The 15,988-nt window shown below is 65.5% G+C and carries 13 protein-coding genes; 3 read left to right on the top strand and 10 right to left on the bottom strand.

Annotated elements, in window-relative coordinates; all coding sequences use genetic code 11:
* Positions 1-46: 46 nt before the first annotated feature.
* Positions 47-1,765 carry a response regulator gene (locus IB262_RS15065; protein ID WP_110818506.1) on the bottom strand — a complete coding sequence of 573 codons (1,719 nt, stop codon included), beginning with the start codon at positions 1,763-1,765 and terminating at the stop codon, positions 47-49.
* A gap of 381 nt (positions 1,766-2,146) precedes the next feature.
* Between IB262_RS15065 and mutL the strand changes: the two genes are divergently transcribed.
* Positions 2,147-3,964 carry a DNA mismatch repair endonuclease MutL gene (mutL, locus tag IB262_RS15060; protein WP_060516411.1) on the top strand — a complete coding sequence of 606 codons (1,818 nt, stop codon included), beginning with the start codon at positions 2,147-2,149 and terminating at the stop codon, positions 3,962-3,964.
* Positions 3,965-4,054: 90 nt separating this feature from the next.
* Positions 4,055-4,288, top strand: a complete 234-nt coding sequence (locus IB262_RS15055) for a DUF2093 domain-containing protein (RefSeq protein WP_034801006.1) — start codon at positions 4,055-4,057, stop codon at positions 4,286-4,288.
* Positions 4,289-4,341: 53 nt separating this feature from the next.
* On the opposite strand, the gene lpxK is transcribed toward IB262_RS15055, so the two are convergent.
* The 6 genes from lpxK to IB262_RS15025 all read right to left on the bottom strand — a co-directional run bounded on the left by lpxK (position 4,342) and on the right by IB262_RS15025 (position 10,274).
* A complete protein-coding gene (lpxK, locus tag IB262_RS15050) occupies positions 4,342-5,382 on the bottom strand; it encodes a tetraacyldisaccharide 4'-kinase (RefSeq protein ID WP_110818507.1) in 1,041 nt (346 codons plus the stop codon).
* A gap of 214 nt (positions 5,383-5,596) precedes the next feature.
* Positions 5,597-6,301 (bottom strand): HAD family hydrolase, encoded by a 705-nt coding sequence (locus tag IB262_RS15045; RefSeq protein WP_110818508.1) that lies wholly within the window; start codon positions 6,299-6,301, stop codon positions 5,597-5,599.
* Positions 6,302-6,325: 24 nt separating this feature from the next.
* Positions 6,326-7,639 carry a lipid IV(A) 3-deoxy-D-manno-octulosonic acid transferase gene (waaA, locus tag IB262_RS15040; protein ID WP_110818509.1) on the bottom strand — a complete coding sequence of 438 codons (1,314 nt, stop codon included), beginning with the start codon at positions 7,637-7,639 and terminating at the stop codon, positions 6,326-6,328.
* Between the two features lie 91 nt (positions 7,640-7,730).
* Entirely contained in the window at positions 7,731-7,967 is a 237-nt protein-coding gene (locus tag IB262_RS15035) for a DUF4170 domain-containing protein (protein WP_034800996.1), read from the bottom strand.
* 60 nt (positions 7,968-8,027) lie between these two features.
* Entirely contained in the window at positions 8,028-8,843 is an 816-nt protein-coding gene (locus IB262_RS15030) for a 3'(2'),5'-bisphosphate nucleotidase CysQ (protein ID WP_034800994.1), read from the bottom strand.
* Positions 8,844-8,927: 84 nt separating this feature from the next.
* The gene (locus tag IB262_RS15025) at positions 8,928-10,274 is read right to left on the bottom strand and encodes a TldD/PmbA family protein (protein WP_034800992.1); all 1,347 of its coding nucleotides are present in this window, start codon (positions 10,272-10,274) and stop codon (positions 8,928-8,930) included.
* 147 nt (positions 10,275-10,421) lie between these two features.
* Between IB262_RS15025 and IB262_RS15020 the strand changes: the two genes are divergently transcribed.
* Complete coding sequence (locus IB262_RS15020) at positions 10,422-12,257, top strand: monovalent cation:proton antiporter-2 (CPA2) family protein (protein ID WP_034800989.1); 1,836 nt, start codon at positions 10,422-10,424, stop codon at positions 12,255-12,257.
* Positions 12,258-12,325: 68 nt separating this feature from the next.
* Here IB262_RS15020 and IB262_RS15015 read toward each other — a convergent pair whose 3' ends face one another.
* The 3 genes from IB262_RS15015 to IB262_RS15005 form a co-directional block, all read right to left on the bottom strand.
* Positions 12,326-13,207 carry a patatin-like phospholipase family protein gene (locus IB262_RS15015; protein ID WP_060529841.1) on the bottom strand — a complete coding sequence of 294 codons (882 nt, stop codon included), beginning with the start codon at positions 13,205-13,207 and terminating at the stop codon, positions 12,326-12,328.
* An 83-nt stretch (positions 13,208-13,290) separates the two neighbouring features.
* Complete coding sequence (rsmD, locus tag IB262_RS15010) at positions 13,291-13,851, bottom strand: 16S rRNA (guanine(966)-N(2))-methyltransferase RsmD (RefSeq protein WP_060516422.1); 561 nt, start codon at positions 13,849-13,851, stop codon at positions 13,291-13,293.
* A 6-nt stretch (positions 13,852-13,857) separates the two neighbouring features.
* Entirely contained in the window at positions 13,858-15,933 is a 2,076-nt protein-coding gene (locus IB262_RS15005; protein WP_034800981.1) for a pseudouridine synthase, read from the bottom strand.
* Positions 15,934-15,988: the final 55 nt, after the last annotated feature.

The following is a 15,988-nucleotide window of genomic DNA, read 5'->3' as shown; positions in this document are numbered from 1 at the left end:
TTTGCCATTGGCCTCCCCAATTCTAGCGAGTTGACACGCCTTTTACTCAACCTGCCGTTCGTACTGCCTTCACCGGCATGAATTTTCTCAACACCGCCTCGATCATATCGGGGCTCACCGGCTTCATGATGTGGTCGTCCATGCCGCATGCCTTGCATTGCTGCAGGTCGATATCCAAGGCCTGGGCGGTAACCCCGATGATCGGAGTTTTCTGTGCGCGTCCCTTTTCAGCCGACCGGATTGCGACGGTTGCGTCGAAGCCGTTCATGACCGGCATCGACACATCCATCAGCACAAGGGCCGGTTGCAGTTCGTGCCAGAGTTCGACGGCCTCGCGACCGTTGGCGGCGATCCGATGCGAAACGCCGAGCCCCTCGAGGATCTGGGTGAAGACGAACTGGTTGATCTGATTGTCCTCGGCAACGAGCACGTCGACCTGCGGAGCCGGCGGCGGCGGCGCGATCTCTTCGGCCTCGAACGACAGCGACCATTCCGGTTGCAGCGCGGCACCCGCGCGCTCGGAACAAACACGGAAGACTTCCGCAAGCACCGCCGCCCCGTCCTGATCGGCGGACACCGGGAGGATCGGGCTGTCGCGCCAGCCGGCAGCGATCTTCTGCCGCTCGGGGAAAGCCGCGTCGAGCAGCAGGATGTCGAGTTTCAGCCCCGCCTCGTCGACAGCAGCGCAGAAGGCGTGCAATTCGTCGACATCGCGAACGGCGCAGGCGTCGAGCCCTGAGCCGCGCAGCCGGGCGACAAGCCGCTCCTCCAGCGCTCGGTCGTCGGTCGCCAGGAGCACCCGCAGGCCGCGCGCCGGCAAGGTCTCGATCATCGACCCCGCCTCGACGAGCTGCTGGACATTCAGCGCCCGGAAAGGATCGTAGAAATTCTGCGCCGCGGCAAAAATGCTGTAGTCGCGGATCTGCAGGGTCACCTCGCCCGAGGGTTCCTCGCCGCCCTGATACCAGACGGCAATATCGGTCACGTCGTTCATGCAGGTGACGACGAAATGGCGGCCGGGCATGCCGACGCGGTACTTGCGGGTCAGCACCCAGAGGTCGCTGCCGTCGGCACGCACGATGTGCTCGGCCTGCGAAAACGGCTTGCCGGTTTCAAGCACCGTGCGATCGGACTGTTCGAAGCGCTCCGCCAGGTCGCTCTCGACCAGGTCCCAGGCTGAGCGGCCGAGGATGGCGTCCTGCGCCAGGTCATGGATCAGGCAGAAGGCCTTGTTGACTGCGATGTAATTGAGATTGCGATCCTTGACGCAGATGGGATTGGGCTGCGCGTCGAGGATCTGCTCGGTCAGCTCCACCCGCTCCAGGTCGGTCTGAAGCTGTTCGTCGCGCTTCTTCTGGTCAGAGACGTCGCTGATCGACAGGATGCCCATGCCGCTCGACAGGCGGCGCTTGCGCATCGAAACCCAGCGGGTGCGGCCGGCACGCTCTACGCTCTCGTAGCGCTCGCGCCAATGCAGCGCCATGTGCTCGGCAATCCATTCCTCGCGGTTGGTGCGTCGGCGGCTGTTTTCCGGGACGGTGCCCGGACGGACACCGGTGTCATAGACGGCACCGAGGAAATCCCTGAGCCGTGCGCCCGGCATCAGGGCTTCCGCCGGCACCGGGAAAAATTGCAGCATCGTGCGGCTGGCAAAGAGAATGGTATCGTCCCGGCTGCAGACAAGCACAGCGATGCCGAGTGCGTCGCAACTCGACTCAAGAATGACCCTGTTGATGTCCGCGCCGTTCGGCGCCCCATCGCTCATCGCACTGTCCTCACTCGCCTACCGCATGTGTCCCTGGATCGTCAGATCAGGGGGAACAGGCGGCCATCCAAAGTGCCACAACGGCCTGCCGCGTCTTCATAATGACGCGCGGCGCTGCAACGGCGGTTTCATTTCGGGACATGCTGGGGTGGCCTTGGCAGGCGTCTCTTCGAGCGGCGGGAGTGCGGCGTCCAGCTACGCCGCAAGGCTCAAAAGACAAAACCCGTGATCATTCAGGTTGTTGTGGAAAATCGCAGCAGAGTGTTAAGGGCCGATTAAACCCTCGATCATTTTTCAAGGGTGTCGGCACCAAGCGCTCGCGGCCGGGGACGAGATACCGTCCCCTCTTCCGTTTCCGCGGCGAATCCCGGAAAATGGGCCATGGCCATCAAGCAGCTTTCAGAAACCCTCATCAACCAGATCGCCGCCGGCGAAGTGATCGAACGTCCGGCCAGCGCCGCTAAGGAGCTGATCGAGAATGCGCTCGACGCCGGCGCGACCCGCATCGAGATCGCGACCGCCGGCGGCGGCAAGACGCTGCTGCGGGTCACCGACAACGGCTCGGGCATGGCACCTGGCGACCTCGAACTTGCGGTTCGAAGGCACTGCACGTCGAAGCTCGACGACAGCCTCTTCGACATCCGCACCCTCGGCTTTCGCGGCGAGGCCCTGCCTTCGATCGGCTCGGTCGCCCGGCTGTCGATCACGACGCGCACGGCCGGCGCCAGCGAAGGCGCGGTCATTGCGGTTACCGGCGGCAAAACCGAGGCGGTCCGCCCCTCGCCGGCCAATACCGGCACGGTCGTCGAAGTGCGCGATCTCTTCTTCGCCACCCCGGCCCGACTGAAGTTCATGAAGACCGAGAAGGCGGAAGCAGCCGCCATTTCGGAAGTGGTGCGCCGCATGGCGATCGCGTTTCCGGCGGTCCGTTTCGTGCTCTCCGGCAGCGACCGCTCGACACTCGAATTCCCGGCAACCGGCGACGACCGGCTGGCGCGCATGGCGCAAGTGCTCGGCAAGGATTTTCGCGACAATGCGATCGAGATCGATGCGGCGCGGGAAGACGTCGAACTGACCGGCTTTGCCGGCGTGCCGACTTACAATCGCGGCAACTCGCTGCAGCAATATGTCTTCGTCAATGGCCGCCCGGTGCAGGACAAGTTGCTGCTGTCGGCGATCCGTGCCGCCTATTCCGAGACGATCCCGAGCGGCCGCTATCCGGTCGCCGTGCTGTCGATCACGCTCGACCCGGCGCTCGTCGACGTCAACGTGCATCCGGCGAAGTCTGACGTGCGCTTCCGCGACCCCGGCCTGATCCGCGGGCTGATCATCGGCGCGATCCGTCAGGCGCTGACGCGCGACGGCGACCGCGCCGCAACGACGGGCGCCCGCGGCATGATGCAGGCGTTCCGCTCTGGCGATTACCGCCCGCAGCCCTGGAGCGCCGAGACGTCGCCTTCCCGGCCGACACAATTCGACGCGATGCTGCGCCACCTCGGCGAGCAGCCGCAGGCAAGCTTTGCGGCATTTTCCGCCCCTTCGGCGCGCGTTGCCACCCCGTTTGAGCGGGAAATGCCCGTGCCGGCGCCGGAGGCCAAGCAACCGCCGCCGCCGCAATCGTTCCCGCTCGGCGCCGTGCGCGCCCAGCTGCACGAAAACTACATCGTCGCCCAGACCGATGACGGCCTCGTCATCGTCGACCAGCATGCCGCGCACGAGCGGCTGGTGTTCGAGGCGATGCGTACGGCGCTGCATTCGCGACCGGTCGCCGCCCAGGCGCTGCTGATCCCGGAGATCGTCGACCTGCCCGAAGACGATTGCGACCGGTTGATGGCCCATGCGGAGGAGTTCTCCCGCCTGGGTCTCGCGATCGAGCGCTTCGGACCGGGCGCGATTGCGGTGCGCGAAACGCCGGCCATGCTCGGCGAAATGGATGCCGTCGGTCTCGTGCGCCAGCTCGCCGACGAGCTTGCCGAATGGGATACGGCAAGCGGGCTGACGAGCCGGCTCGAATATCTCGCCGCGACCATGGCCTGCCACGGATCGGTGCGCTCGGGACGGCGCATGCGCACCGAGGAGATGAACGCGCTTTTGAGGCAAATGGAGGCGACGCCCGGCTCGGGCCAGTGCAATCACGGCCGGCCGACCTATATCGAACTCAAGCTCTCCGATATCGAACGGCTGTTCGGCCGGAGCTGATCTTCACGCCTGGCGAAATGCGACTGGCATTTTTCCGGACGGCGAGCTAGACCAGAGAACCAATAACGAAGACGGAAACAGGCGCCGAGCATGATGAACCGGTTTGAAGGAAGCGCTTCGCGCGAAGCGAAGATCCGTTATCTCGACGGCGACTTTCAGATCGTGCTCGCGGGTTCGCACGTGGTCTGCGCGATGACCGGCAAGATCATCCCCGTCGACGAACTGCGTTACTGGAGCGTCGCCCGGCAGGAGCCCTATGTCGACGCGGAAGCCTCGCTCGAGGCGGAAAAGCGCGCAGGCGCGCTGCCCAACCAGCGCCGCTAATCAAGCCCGGACACCAACAACGGCACTCCGGCGCCACGACCCACAGGGCGCCGTTACTTAGCCGCGCCTTCGCGCAGCTTGCGGGCACGCGCCGCGGCAAGCGCCGTCTCGATGATCCTTTTCGGCGCCATCGGGTCGTCGAAGCGCACATCGATCTCGATCACCCTGCTCGCTGCGGCGAGTTCGGCGGCGCGGCCGTGGCCGGGCTCCAGGCGCACCAGATCCTTGGCAGTGGTAACGAGCTGGCAGCCGAGCGCTGCAGCCTGGTCGAGCAGATCGGCGATTTCGTCCTCGGAGAAATGGTGGTGGTCGGGAAAACTGCGGGTTTCCTCGATGACGGCGCCCGTCTCCCGAACGGTGCGGTAAAACTTCTCCGGATCGGCAATGCCCGCCCAGGCAAGCACCTTGACGCCATTTAGCGATCCGTCGTCGTGCCTTATGACGTCGGCTTCGTAGATCTGCTTGCCGGCGCGGGCGGCGCGACGGATCAGGGCGTCGGCCTCGGTGCCGTCACCGATCTTGAGCAGGGCCGTGGCGTGGCGGAGCTGGTTCGACAGTGGCGCCCGCACCGGGCCCGCCGGCACCAGATAGCCGTTGCCGATGCCGCGGCGGGAATCGATCACCAACAGCGCGAAGTCGAAGGCCAGCCTCGCGCTCTGGAAACCGTCGTCCATGATGATGATGTCGACGCCTTCCTTCACCAGCCGACGAGCCCCATCGACGCGGCGGCGGCAGACGACGGTCAAGGCCTCCTTCGCCAGAAGCAACGGTTCGTCGCCGACGTCGCGGGCGCGATGATGTTCCAGATCGACGACGGTCGTCACGTCGAGCGAGCCGCCATAACCGCGGCTGAGGAATCCGGGCTTCAGCCCCTTTTCGCGGATGACGCGCGCAAGCGCGATGGAGGTCGGCGTCTTGCCGGCGCCGCCGACGGTGAAATTGCCGATGCAGATGACCGGGACCGGCACCGAGGCGCGCTGCGCGCGATCCATGCGCATGCCGGCAATCCGTCCGTAAACCCATGAGAACGGCCACAACGCGCGCGCACGCCAATCCGCCTTGGTCCACCAGAATGGCGGCGCTTCCGATACCATCTTTGTTCCGTGGCCTCCCGGCCGCTCAGGTCCTTCCGTTTCCGGGAGGGACGGTTTGTTCGCCGGTCGAAACCGGCGGATTGCGACAAAAAACGTCAGAACGGGAAAAAACGCAAGCTATGGAGACCGATACGGCCACGGCAGGGGCGCTGAACCGGGCCGATCACGATGCACAACTGAAGGCAATCGCGGCAAGCCGCTGCCGCAACTCGATCTAGAGGACAGCTTCGAGTTCGGTGATGTCCGAGAGGCAATGGTCGGAAGCCGCCGCAAGCGACTGGCGCGAGCCGGTGCCCGTCAAGACGGCGACCGTCATGCCGACGCCGGCGCTGCGGCCCATGTGCATGTCGTGATTGTTGTCACCGACGACAACGACCTGCTGCGGCTCAAGGCCGGTCGCGGCACAAAAACCGAGCACCATGCCCGGCTCCGGCTTGACGCCGTAGCCGCTGTCATAGCCCGCCACATAGTGCAGGTAATCCTCGAAGCCGAAGCGCTTTGCCGTTTCGCGGATCGAACGCTCGTTGTCGCTCGAGGCGACACCGAGGCGGTAGCCCTTGGCGTGCAGCCCGGCGAAGAAAGCGCCGAGATCGGTCACCGGCACGGCATATTCAGCCGAGCGCGCAAACAGGCCGTCAAGCAGGGTCGTCAGTTCGGCAATCGTGAAGGGCGCGCCCGCGCCGACGAAGCCGGTCGCGATCTCGACCGTGTTGCCTGCGGCAAGCAGGCTGTCGGGCAGCACGTGGCCGGTTTCGGCGTCCATGCCGCCGGCTGCAAGCAGCGTGCGGGCCAGGGCCTCATCACCCTTTGCCGCGATCCGCGCCAGTTCGTAGTTCACCGGCACCCAGCTCTTTGCGTAGTCGAGCAGGGTTCCATCCTTGTCGAACAGGATGCCGGCTATGGCTTTGGCTGCGGTCATGACGAGGCTTCGTCTCCTGCTGGATCAGTTGTCGGTCGGCGGGTTGAGACGCGCCTTGACGACGAGCGGATTGATATAGGGCTCAAGTCCCTTCATCGTCGCCGACAGGGCACCGCGCATCTCTTGCACGGTTTCGAGGCCGGCATCGATCATCGAGCGACGCATGTCGTCGTTGGCGAGCAGATAGTTGACGCCCTTGGCCAGCATCTCGACGTCGCGCACGATCTTGGCGCTGCCGTTCTTGGCCAGCGTCTGATAGGTCTCGCGAAAGTTCTGGACGTTGCCGCCGGAAAGGATGGCGCAGCCGAGCATCGCCGGCTCCAGCGGGTTCTGACCACCCTCGGCAAACAGCGACCGGCCGACGAAAGCGACCTCGGTCAGGCGAAGATAGAGGCCCATTTCGCCGATCGTGTCGCCGAGGAAGATATCGACGTCGGGCGTCAGCGGATCGCGGCGCGTGCGCCGGGCGACCTTCAGCCCTTTGGCCGTCAGCGCCGCCTCGATGGCGTCGCTGCGATCGGGATGACGCGGAACGATGATCGTCAGAAGGCCGGTTCGCTCCTTGAGCGCACGGTGCACGACACCGGCGGCCGCCTCCTCGCCGTCGAAGGTCGAGATCGCCGCCCAGGTCTTGCGGGCGCCGATCTGCTGGCGATACTCCTTCAGCGCCTGCGGATCGTGTGGCGGCGCGTCGGTGTCGACCTTGAGATTGCCCGACACCATGACCGGCAGCGCACCGAGCGTGCGGAAGCGCTCCGCATCGACATCGGACTGGGCAATGACGAGCGCGAGATTCTCGAACAGCGCATCGGCGAGCGCCGGCCGACGCTTCCAGCGCGCGAACGTCCGGTCGGACATGCGCCCATTGACCAGAACCTGCGGGATATGGCGGCGGCCGAGTTCCAGGATGGTCATCGGCCAGATCTCGGATTCGGCGATGATCGCCAGATCCGGCTCCCAGTAGTTGAGAAAACGGCTGACGGCCGGCTTGAAATCGAGCGGGACATACTGGTGGATCACCGTCGACCCCAGGCGCTCGGCCACGACACGCGCAGAGGTCATCGTCCCGGTCGTCAGCACGACGTGGATGCCGCGCCGCCTGATTTCCTTGATCATCGGGATGACGGCGTTGGTTTCGCCGACGCTTGCCGCGTGGAACCAGACGAGAGGGCCTTGCGGCCGCGGCTCGCTGGCATGGCCGTAGCGCTCACGGCGGCGCGTCGGATCCTCCTTGCCCTTCGCCGCGCGAATGGCAAGGTAGGACCAGACGAGGGGATAGATGGCCGAGCCGATCCAGCGGTAGCTGGACAGCGCCAGGCGCGCGCGAAAGCTGCTCATGACAGGCCACCTTCCCCGGCCGTTCCGGCCCGGAGAGACTTAAGGGCGACTGGCATGCGGGTAAACACCGCGCATCCCGACCTCATCGGCATCAGCCGTTTTCCGGGTCGAGCAGACGGTGCATGTGGACGATGAAGTAACGCATGTGAGCGTTGTCGACGGTCATCTGCGCCTTGGATTTCCAAGCAGTCAGGGCGCTTTCGTAGTCCGGGTAGATGCCGACGATATCGAGCTTGTCCAGGTCGCGGAAATGTACGTCAGTCAGCGTGGTGAGTTCGCCGCCGAAGACGAGGTGCAGACGTTGTTTTTTCTCGGTGTCGTGAGCCATCGGACTTCCATTTATTCTTGTTGGGTGTGGGCGTTGATTTGAGGCATTCAGCCTCAAAGGTCAATGGGGCTCCATGGACCGCGATGCGGCGATCAGGCCCGGCAAGAGCGGCTTTGCCGCCGCGCAGAGAACCCCGTGAACGACAGTGGATCGATTGTATGAGAGCGGCTGCGCATCGAGATCGGCCAGCGCGCCGCCGGCGCTCGCTAGAATGAGATCTGCTGCAGCCAGGTCCCAGTCGTGGGAGTTCTTCTTCACCAGCGTTCCGTCGATCCGCCCGTCGGCAACCATGGCCAGCCGATAGGCAAGCGACGGCACATGCGGGATACGGGTAACGGCGCTGCGATAGGGCGCCGGAAGCTTGCCGATCGTGTCCTCGGCAGCCGCCAGATGCAGTGTTTCCCCGGGTTTTGCCTCGCGCACCGAGATTTGGGCGCCGTTTTTCAGCGCACTGCCGCCTGCGACCGCCTCGAAGAGTTCATCGAGCGCCGGGGCATAGAGCACGCCGGCAACGGGCTGGCCGCGATGAACGACGGCGACGCTGACGCACCAGAGTTCCTTGCCGGCGATGAAAGCCCGCGTGCCGTCGATCGGATCGACGACGAAGACCGTTTCGCGCGACAGCCGGCTCAGATCGTCGTCCGTCTCCTCCGACAGCCAGCCGTAATCGGGCCGGGCCGCAAGCAAGCGCGTCTTCAGCACATCGTTTGCGGCAAGATCCGCCTCGCTTACCGGCGAGCGGCCTTCGTTCTTCCAGCGGACGTCGGGCGCCTTGCGGAAATAGCCGAGCGCGGTTTCGCCGGCGACAACCGCCGCGGCACGGATCACGTCGAGATCCGGCTTCCAGTCCGCGCCCGGTGGTGCTGTGTCAGACATTCAAAACCCCGTCAGCCCGCCTCTCCCTTGTCCGGAAGGCGGGATCGGCGCGGGCTTCCCGCGCCTGCTTTTCCAGCGGCCTTGTCAGAGGCCGGCGAGCGTCATGCCCTCGATGGCGAGCGTCGGCGCCGCGACGCCGAACTTGCGGTCGATGTCGTCTGCCGGCGTCAGCGCCATGAACATGTCTTTGAGATTGGACGCGATCGTGACTTCAGAGACGGCAAAGGTCAGCTCGCCGTTCTCGATCCAGAAGCCGGAGGCGCCGCGGCTGTATTCGCCGGTCACCATATTGACGCCCTGGCCGATCAGTTCGGTGACGTAGAAGCCGGTGCCAACCCCGCGGATGAGATCGTCCCGCGAGATCGATCCCGGCTCGAGCGCCAGATTGGTCGAGGACGGATTGACGGTCGGACCGCCGCGCACGCCGCGGCCGTTGGTCTGAAGCCCGAGTTCGAGCGCTGCCGATGTGGACAGGAACCAGTGGTTCAGCACACCATCTTCGACCATCGCCAGTTTCTCGCCGCTGACCCCTTCGCCGTCAAAGGGACGCGAAGAGGAGCCACGCACGATCAGCGGGTCGTCGGTCACGGAAAGACCCGACTTCAGGATCTGCTTGCCCATCATGTCGCGCAGGAAACTCGTCTTGCGGGCGACAGCCGCGCCATTGATTGCGCCGGCCAGATGGCCGACGAAGCCGCGGGCTATGCGTGGATCGAAGACGACGGTGACATTCTTGGCGGTCGGCACCTGGCGCGGATTGATGCGGGCGACCGCGCGCTCGCCGGCCAGGCGGCCGATTTCGTCGGCGTCGCGCAGGTCGGCAAAGAAGAGGCGGCTATCATAATCGTAGTCGCGCTCCATCTTGGTGCCCTCGCCGGCAATCGCGCTGACGGAGCGGCCAAAGCGGGTGGCCATGTAGGAGCCGGAAAAGCCATGCGAGGTGACAAGTACCAGCCCGCCCATGCCGGCCGATGCCCCAGCGCCGCTGGAATTGGTAACGCCCGAGACCGCGAGTGCCGCCTCTTCGGCGGCAAGCGCTGCCTCGGTCAGGGTTTCAGTGGAAACCGCCGTGGCGTCGAAAAGGTCGAGGTCCGGATAGGACTTCGCCAGCCGGTCGGCGTCCGCCAGCGCGGCGAAGGGATCCTCCGGCGAAGCCTTGGCCATGGCAACCGCGCGCTCCGCGAGCAGCTTCAGGTCAAAACCCGGATTGGCCGAAACGCTGGCGACACGCCGTCCGACAAAAACACGGAGCGAAAAGTCGTCGCTTTCGGAGGCTTCCGTCGCTTCAACCTTGCCGAGGCGGACGGAGACGGAGCGGGAGCGCCCGCGCACCACCACCGCGTCCGCCGCATCGGCGCCGGCCTTGCGGGCGAGGTCCACGAGTTCGGATGCGCGTTTTTCGAGGTCGGCAGAATCGATCGTGTCTGACATGGTGTGGCCTTTCATTCCTGCCCCATTTATTGTGCGGCGAAGCAGGCATCAAGGGCATCGACCCGATTCCCGCTCAAACACCGCAAATGAAGCGCTCTCGAAAGCTCCGCTTGGGGGCCGGGTTCAGCAACAGTGAAAGCCTGAGGCATGGCAACGACACCGATCATCTATTCCCAGGCCCTGATGCTGCTCGGTGGCGCAGTGATCGCCGCTCCCATCTTCAAGCGGCTCGGGCTCGGCACGATCCTCGGCTACCTTTCGGCCGGCGTGCTGATCGGACCTGTCGCCCAAAGCATCACCGAAGGCGAGCAGATCCTGCACGTCTCGGAACTCGGCGTCGTCTTTCTGCTCTTCATCATCGGGCTCGAACTCAAGCCTTCGCGCCTCTGGCAGATGCGACGCGACATCTTCGGCCTCGGCACGGCGCAGGTGCTGCTGACAGGCATCCTGCTTTCCTACGCCATCTATGCCCTCGGCCTCCTCGATCATGGCGGCAGCATCATCGCCGGCTTCGGACTGTCCCTCTCGTCGACGGCATTCGCCATGCAGATCCTCGACGAGGGCAACGACCGCAATACGCGCTACGGGCAACGCGCCTTTTCGATCCTGCTGCTGCAGGATCTCGCGATCGTGCCGCTTCTGGCGCTGATCCCGCTGCTGGCGGCACAGGCGCCCGAGGACACCACGCCGCCGCTCGAGGATTTCGCCATCGCCACCACTGCGATCGTCGTGCTCTTCGCTGCCGGGCGCTACCTTGTGAATCCGCTGTTCCAGCTCATCGCTCGCACCGGCGCACGCGATGTCATGATCGCCGCCGCACTGCTTGTGGTAATGGGGGCGGCGACCATGATGCAGCTCGCCGGATTGTCGATGGCCATGGGTGCCTTCCTTGCAGGCGTGTTACTGGCCGAGTCCTCATACCGCCATGAACTCGAGGCGGATATCGAGCCGTTTCGCGGTATCCTGCAGGCTCTGTTCTTCATGGCGGTCGGCCTGTCGCTAGAGCTCGGCGTCATCGTCGAGCGCTACCAGCTGATCATCATCGCCGTGCCGCTGCTGATGGCACTGAAGAGCCTGGTTCTCTATTGGCTCTGCCGCTTCACCGGATCACATCACAATGACGCCGTGCGCATCAGCCTGCTCTTGCCGCAGGGCGGCGAGTTCGGCTTCGTGCTGTTCACGGCGGCGGCAAGCGCCGGCGTCTTCTCGGACGGCAACGCCTCGCTGCTGGTCGCAATCGTGACCCTGTCGATGGCGCTGACGCCCCTTGCCTCAATGCTAGCGCCGAAATTGATGCGCGAGCAGGACGAGATGGACGAAGAGATCGAAGAAGACTTCGATGGCGCCAATGCCGATGTGCTGATGATCGGCTTCTCCCGCTTCGGCCAGATCGCCGCCCAGATCCTGCTTGCCGGCGGTCGCGATGTGACGATCATCGATCATTCCGCCGCGCGCGTGCGCCAGGCCGCGACCTTCGGCTTCCGGATCTATTTCGGCGACGGCAACCGCCTCGACGTGCTGCGCGCCGCCGGCATCGAACGGGCCAAGATCGTCGCCGTCTGCACCCAGAAGAAGGAAACGACCGACCACATCATCGATCTCGTGCAATCCGAATATCCGAATGCACGCATCTACGCCCGCTCCTACGATCGTCTGCACACGCTGGAACTGCGCGCCAAGGGTGTCGACTACGAGCTGCGCGAGACCTTCGAGTCCGGCCTGCTCTTCGGCCGCAAGACGCTGGAGGCACTTGGGGTCGGCGACGACGAGGCGATCGCGATCATGGACGACATCCGCAAGCGCGACGAGGCGCGCCTCGTGCTACAGGAGGCCGAGGGCATCACCGCCGGCCGCGACATGCTGCACTCGCGGCCTGTGCGCCCGGAGCCGCTGGTCAAGCCGAAGCGCGAGGTCGATCATTCGCAAGAGACCGGCGAACGGATCCTCCCGGGCCTTCCCGCGGACGAGCGCGAAAGCGCCTAATCGCTCACGCTGCGACGGCACGCTCCGTCATTGCCAAGGTTCAGGCGCCAAGCTTCAAACACCCAGGTTCAGGTAAGCCTTGGCGCTGTCATCCGCTCTTCGAGTGCGCGCTTCAGTTCGTCCTTGATCGCAGCCGTTGCGTTCAGCACGTCCTGGGCGCGCAGGAAATCCATCACGCGGTAGCGGCCGACATCGGGACGCAACAGGATGTCCGGCGCCCCCTCCTTCAGCTTCATGGCGATGATCGACTGCATCATCAGCTGGCTCGCGCCGAACAGGCTGTCGATCCGGCTCGGGATCGCCTTGCCGTCGCCATCCGGCCCGCCGACGACATCGACCGCAATGACGATATCGGCAAGGCCGCGCAGGTGATCGAAGGGAATGGGATTGTAGATGCCGCCGTCGATCATGACCCGCCCGTCGATCCGGACCGGCGTGAAGATCGCCGGCAGCGCCGCAGACGCAGCCAGGGCCTTGCGGAGGTCGCCCTTCTCGCAGATCTTCTCCGTCTGACCGTAATAGTCGGTGGCGACTACTTTCAGCGGGATTTCGAGGTCGGAGAATTTTTGCGGGATGGCCTCGGGCAGGAAGGCCTTGAGCACCCGCTCGACATTGAACTGGCCGAAACGGAAGCCGCTCGCCATCGCTTCGGAAAGACTCGATGGCCGCAATTGCCACAGGCGGTTAACCACTTCGCGCCGGTGGCCGACGGTCGAGAGTGTATGGGCCCGGATCTCTTCGCCGCGCAAACCCGCCGCCATGCCGGCGCCCATGATCGCACCGATCGACGAGCCCGCGATCGCGACCGGCCGAATGCCGAGTTCATCCAGTGCCTCGATGACATGGATATGCGCAAGACCGCGGGCGCCGCCACCGCCAAGCGCCAGCGCGACGGTGGGCCGCGCCGGGGCCCCTGCCGATCCATGCGTCATCGAAAGATCCTGCTTCATCGGCATGCCTCCGCGCTGGGCGGGTTGAGAAAATGGCGTCGTCCGGCTGAGCCTATCCCGGCAACTCAACCGAAATTACGGCATCAGGCTCCGCGAAACCGATAGAAATGCATGCGCGTGTCGCCGAACACCCTGACGTCGAGGTTTTCGAAGACGGCGACCGGCGCCGGCTGGACATCTGCCCGCTCTTCGAGGATCACCAGGGCGCCGGGCACCAGCCAGTTGCCGATGGCAGCCGACTCCAAGGCCTTTTCGCCCAGCCCCTTGGCGTAGGGCGGATCGGCGAAGACGAGATGAAACGGCTCCATCGTACCGACGCCGCCAAGGCTGGTGGCGTCGCGCCGGAAGACCTTGGCCCGGCCCTGCAGGCCGAGCGTCTCGACGTTGGTCTGGATCAGGCCCCTGCCCTCGACGCCCTGCTCGACAAAGAGCGCATGCCGGCATCCGCGCGACAGCGCCTCGAAGCCGACGGCGCCGGTGCCCGCGAAAAGGTCGAGCACACGCGTGCCGTCGAGCGCGTTCGGATAGGAATGGCTCAGAATGTTGAACAGGCTTTCGCGCGTCCGGTCCGTGGTCGGCCGGATATCGTTGGACTTGGGGGTCGCCAGGCTGCGACCCCGAAACTCTCCGCCGACGATCCGCACGACCGCTTAGTTTCCTCTGCCGCGCGGCTTGCCGCCGCCAGCCGGGCGCCCGCCGCCGGAGCGACCAGGACCGCCGGGGCGTCCACCGCCGGGCTTGCCGCCACCAGGCTTACCGCCGCGCGGACCGCCGGAGCGTTCACCGAAGGATTTTCCGCCCGAGGGCTTGCCGCCGAACGACTTGCCGCGAGGCTTGTCGCCAAACGGACGGTCGCCACCTTCGCGACGCGGCGGACGGTCACCGTCAGCGCGTGGAGCCCGCGGCTTGTCGAACCGGCGATCACCGCCGTCGCTGCGAGCCGGACGGTCACTGAACGAACGCTCACCGCCTTCGCGACGCTGCGGACGATCACCGTCGGCGCGTGGCGCCCTCGGCTTGTCGGAATAGCTGCGCGGTCCGCCTTCAGAACGGGGACGGTCGCCGCCGTCACGGCGCGCAGGACGGTCACCGTGATCGCGCGACCTGCGGTCACCCGCGTCGCCCGACTTGCGTCGGCCAAAGCCGCCATCGCGGCCCTCGTCCTTGCCGCGACGGGCAGGCTCGCTGGCGCTGATCCATTCGCCCTCGTCGTCGCGACGCTTGACCGGCGCGGCAGACGCTGGACGATCGGCGCGGTCGAAGTCTCTGTGCGGGCCACCCTTGCGGTCCGGGTCGAACTTGCCGGTCGTCTTCGTCGCCAGACCATCCTTGTTGCGGCCGTAGCGCTTGGACTTCGGCGCGCTTTCCGGACGCTCGCGACGGGCGGACTTCTCGGTGGCATCGCCATCAACGGACTTCGGCTTCTTTTCGGCGAGCGGGCGGGCGCCCGGCGCCATCCAGACATTGGCCGTGCGGGCGCGCTGAGCCGGCGCGCGCTTCGGCCGATCCTCGAACTTGGCGTCGCGGTCTTCGCGCGGGCCACCCTTGCCGCGGGCACCATCCTTGCCACGACCACCACCGTCGCGGCGGTCGTCACGACGGGTGTCCAGACGAGAAAGGGCACGCTCGCGCTTGTCCTCCGGCTTTTCCCAGCGGTTGTTGCGCTCCGGCCTGCGCGTGTCGGCGGCGTCGTCTTCAGCCTCACCGGCAACGGTCGCCGCCTGATCATTGTAAAGCGGCGCGTCGAAGTTCGCCTTGGCGTCCTCGATCAGGCGCGGTCCCAATTGGTCGCGCAGCGTGCGTCCGCGAATTTCCTGGACGTGTCCCTCCGGCAGTTCGCCGAGCTGGAACGGGCCGTAGGAGATGCGGATCAGGCGGTTGACGTCGAGGCCGAGCGCGCCGAGCACGTTCTTGATTTCGCGGTTCTTGCCTTCGCGAAGCCCCATCGTGATCCAGACGTTCGAGCCCTGGACGCGGTCGAGCGTCGCTTCGATGGCGCCGTACAGCACGCCGTCGACGGCGATGCCGTCCTTCAGCTTGTCGAGCGCTTCCTGATCGATCTCGCCATGGGCGCGCACGCGGTAACGGCGCAGCCAGCCGGTCGACGGCAGTTCGAGCACGCGGGCAAGGCCGCCGTCATTGGTGAGGAGCAGCAGGCCCTCGGTGTTGATGTCGAGGCGGCCGATCGACAGAACCCGCGGCAGCTCGTCCGGCAGGTTCTCGAATACGGTCGGACGGCCCTCCGGGTCGGCATTGGTGGTCACCAGACCGGCCGGCTTGTGATAGAGCCAGAGGCGCGTGCGCTCGATACCGCGGATCGGCTGGCCATCGACCTCGATCGCATCGGCGAGCGTCGCGTTGACCACGGGCGTGTCGAGGATGACACCGTTGAGCCTGATGCGGCCTTCCATGATCATGCGCTCGACGTCGCGACGCGAGGCAACGCCGGCGCGCGCCAGGATCTTCGAGATACGCTGCGGCTCGTCGGCGGCCGCTGCAGCCGCTGCCGGGCGCTCCCGGGCCGGACGCGAAGCGCCGGCCTTGGGATCAGACGTCTTTGCGTCGAAGCTCCTGCCGGGGCCCTTGGCACCGAAAGACTTCGGGCCGGAAGCCTTGGCTCCTGCAGCCTTTTTCGGCGCAGCGCCCTTCTTGTCGGCGAAATGCGGTTTCTTGTCCCGGCCAGCGGACTTGCCGCCAGGCCGCGTGGGCTTGTCTTTGGATGTCATTTGTGTTGCCTGCCTTTTGCGGCTGTCCTATCAGGTCGCGGCCCGTGGGTTAAGA

Origin of the sequence: Ensifer sp. ENS02 (assembly GCF_014851885.1) — a bacterium.
Classification (GTDB): domain Bacteria; phylum Pseudomonadota; class Alphaproteobacteria; order Rhizobiales; family Rhizobiaceae; genus Ensifer; species Ensifer adhaerens.
This window is presented reverse-complemented; position numbering and strand designations above follow the sequence as displayed.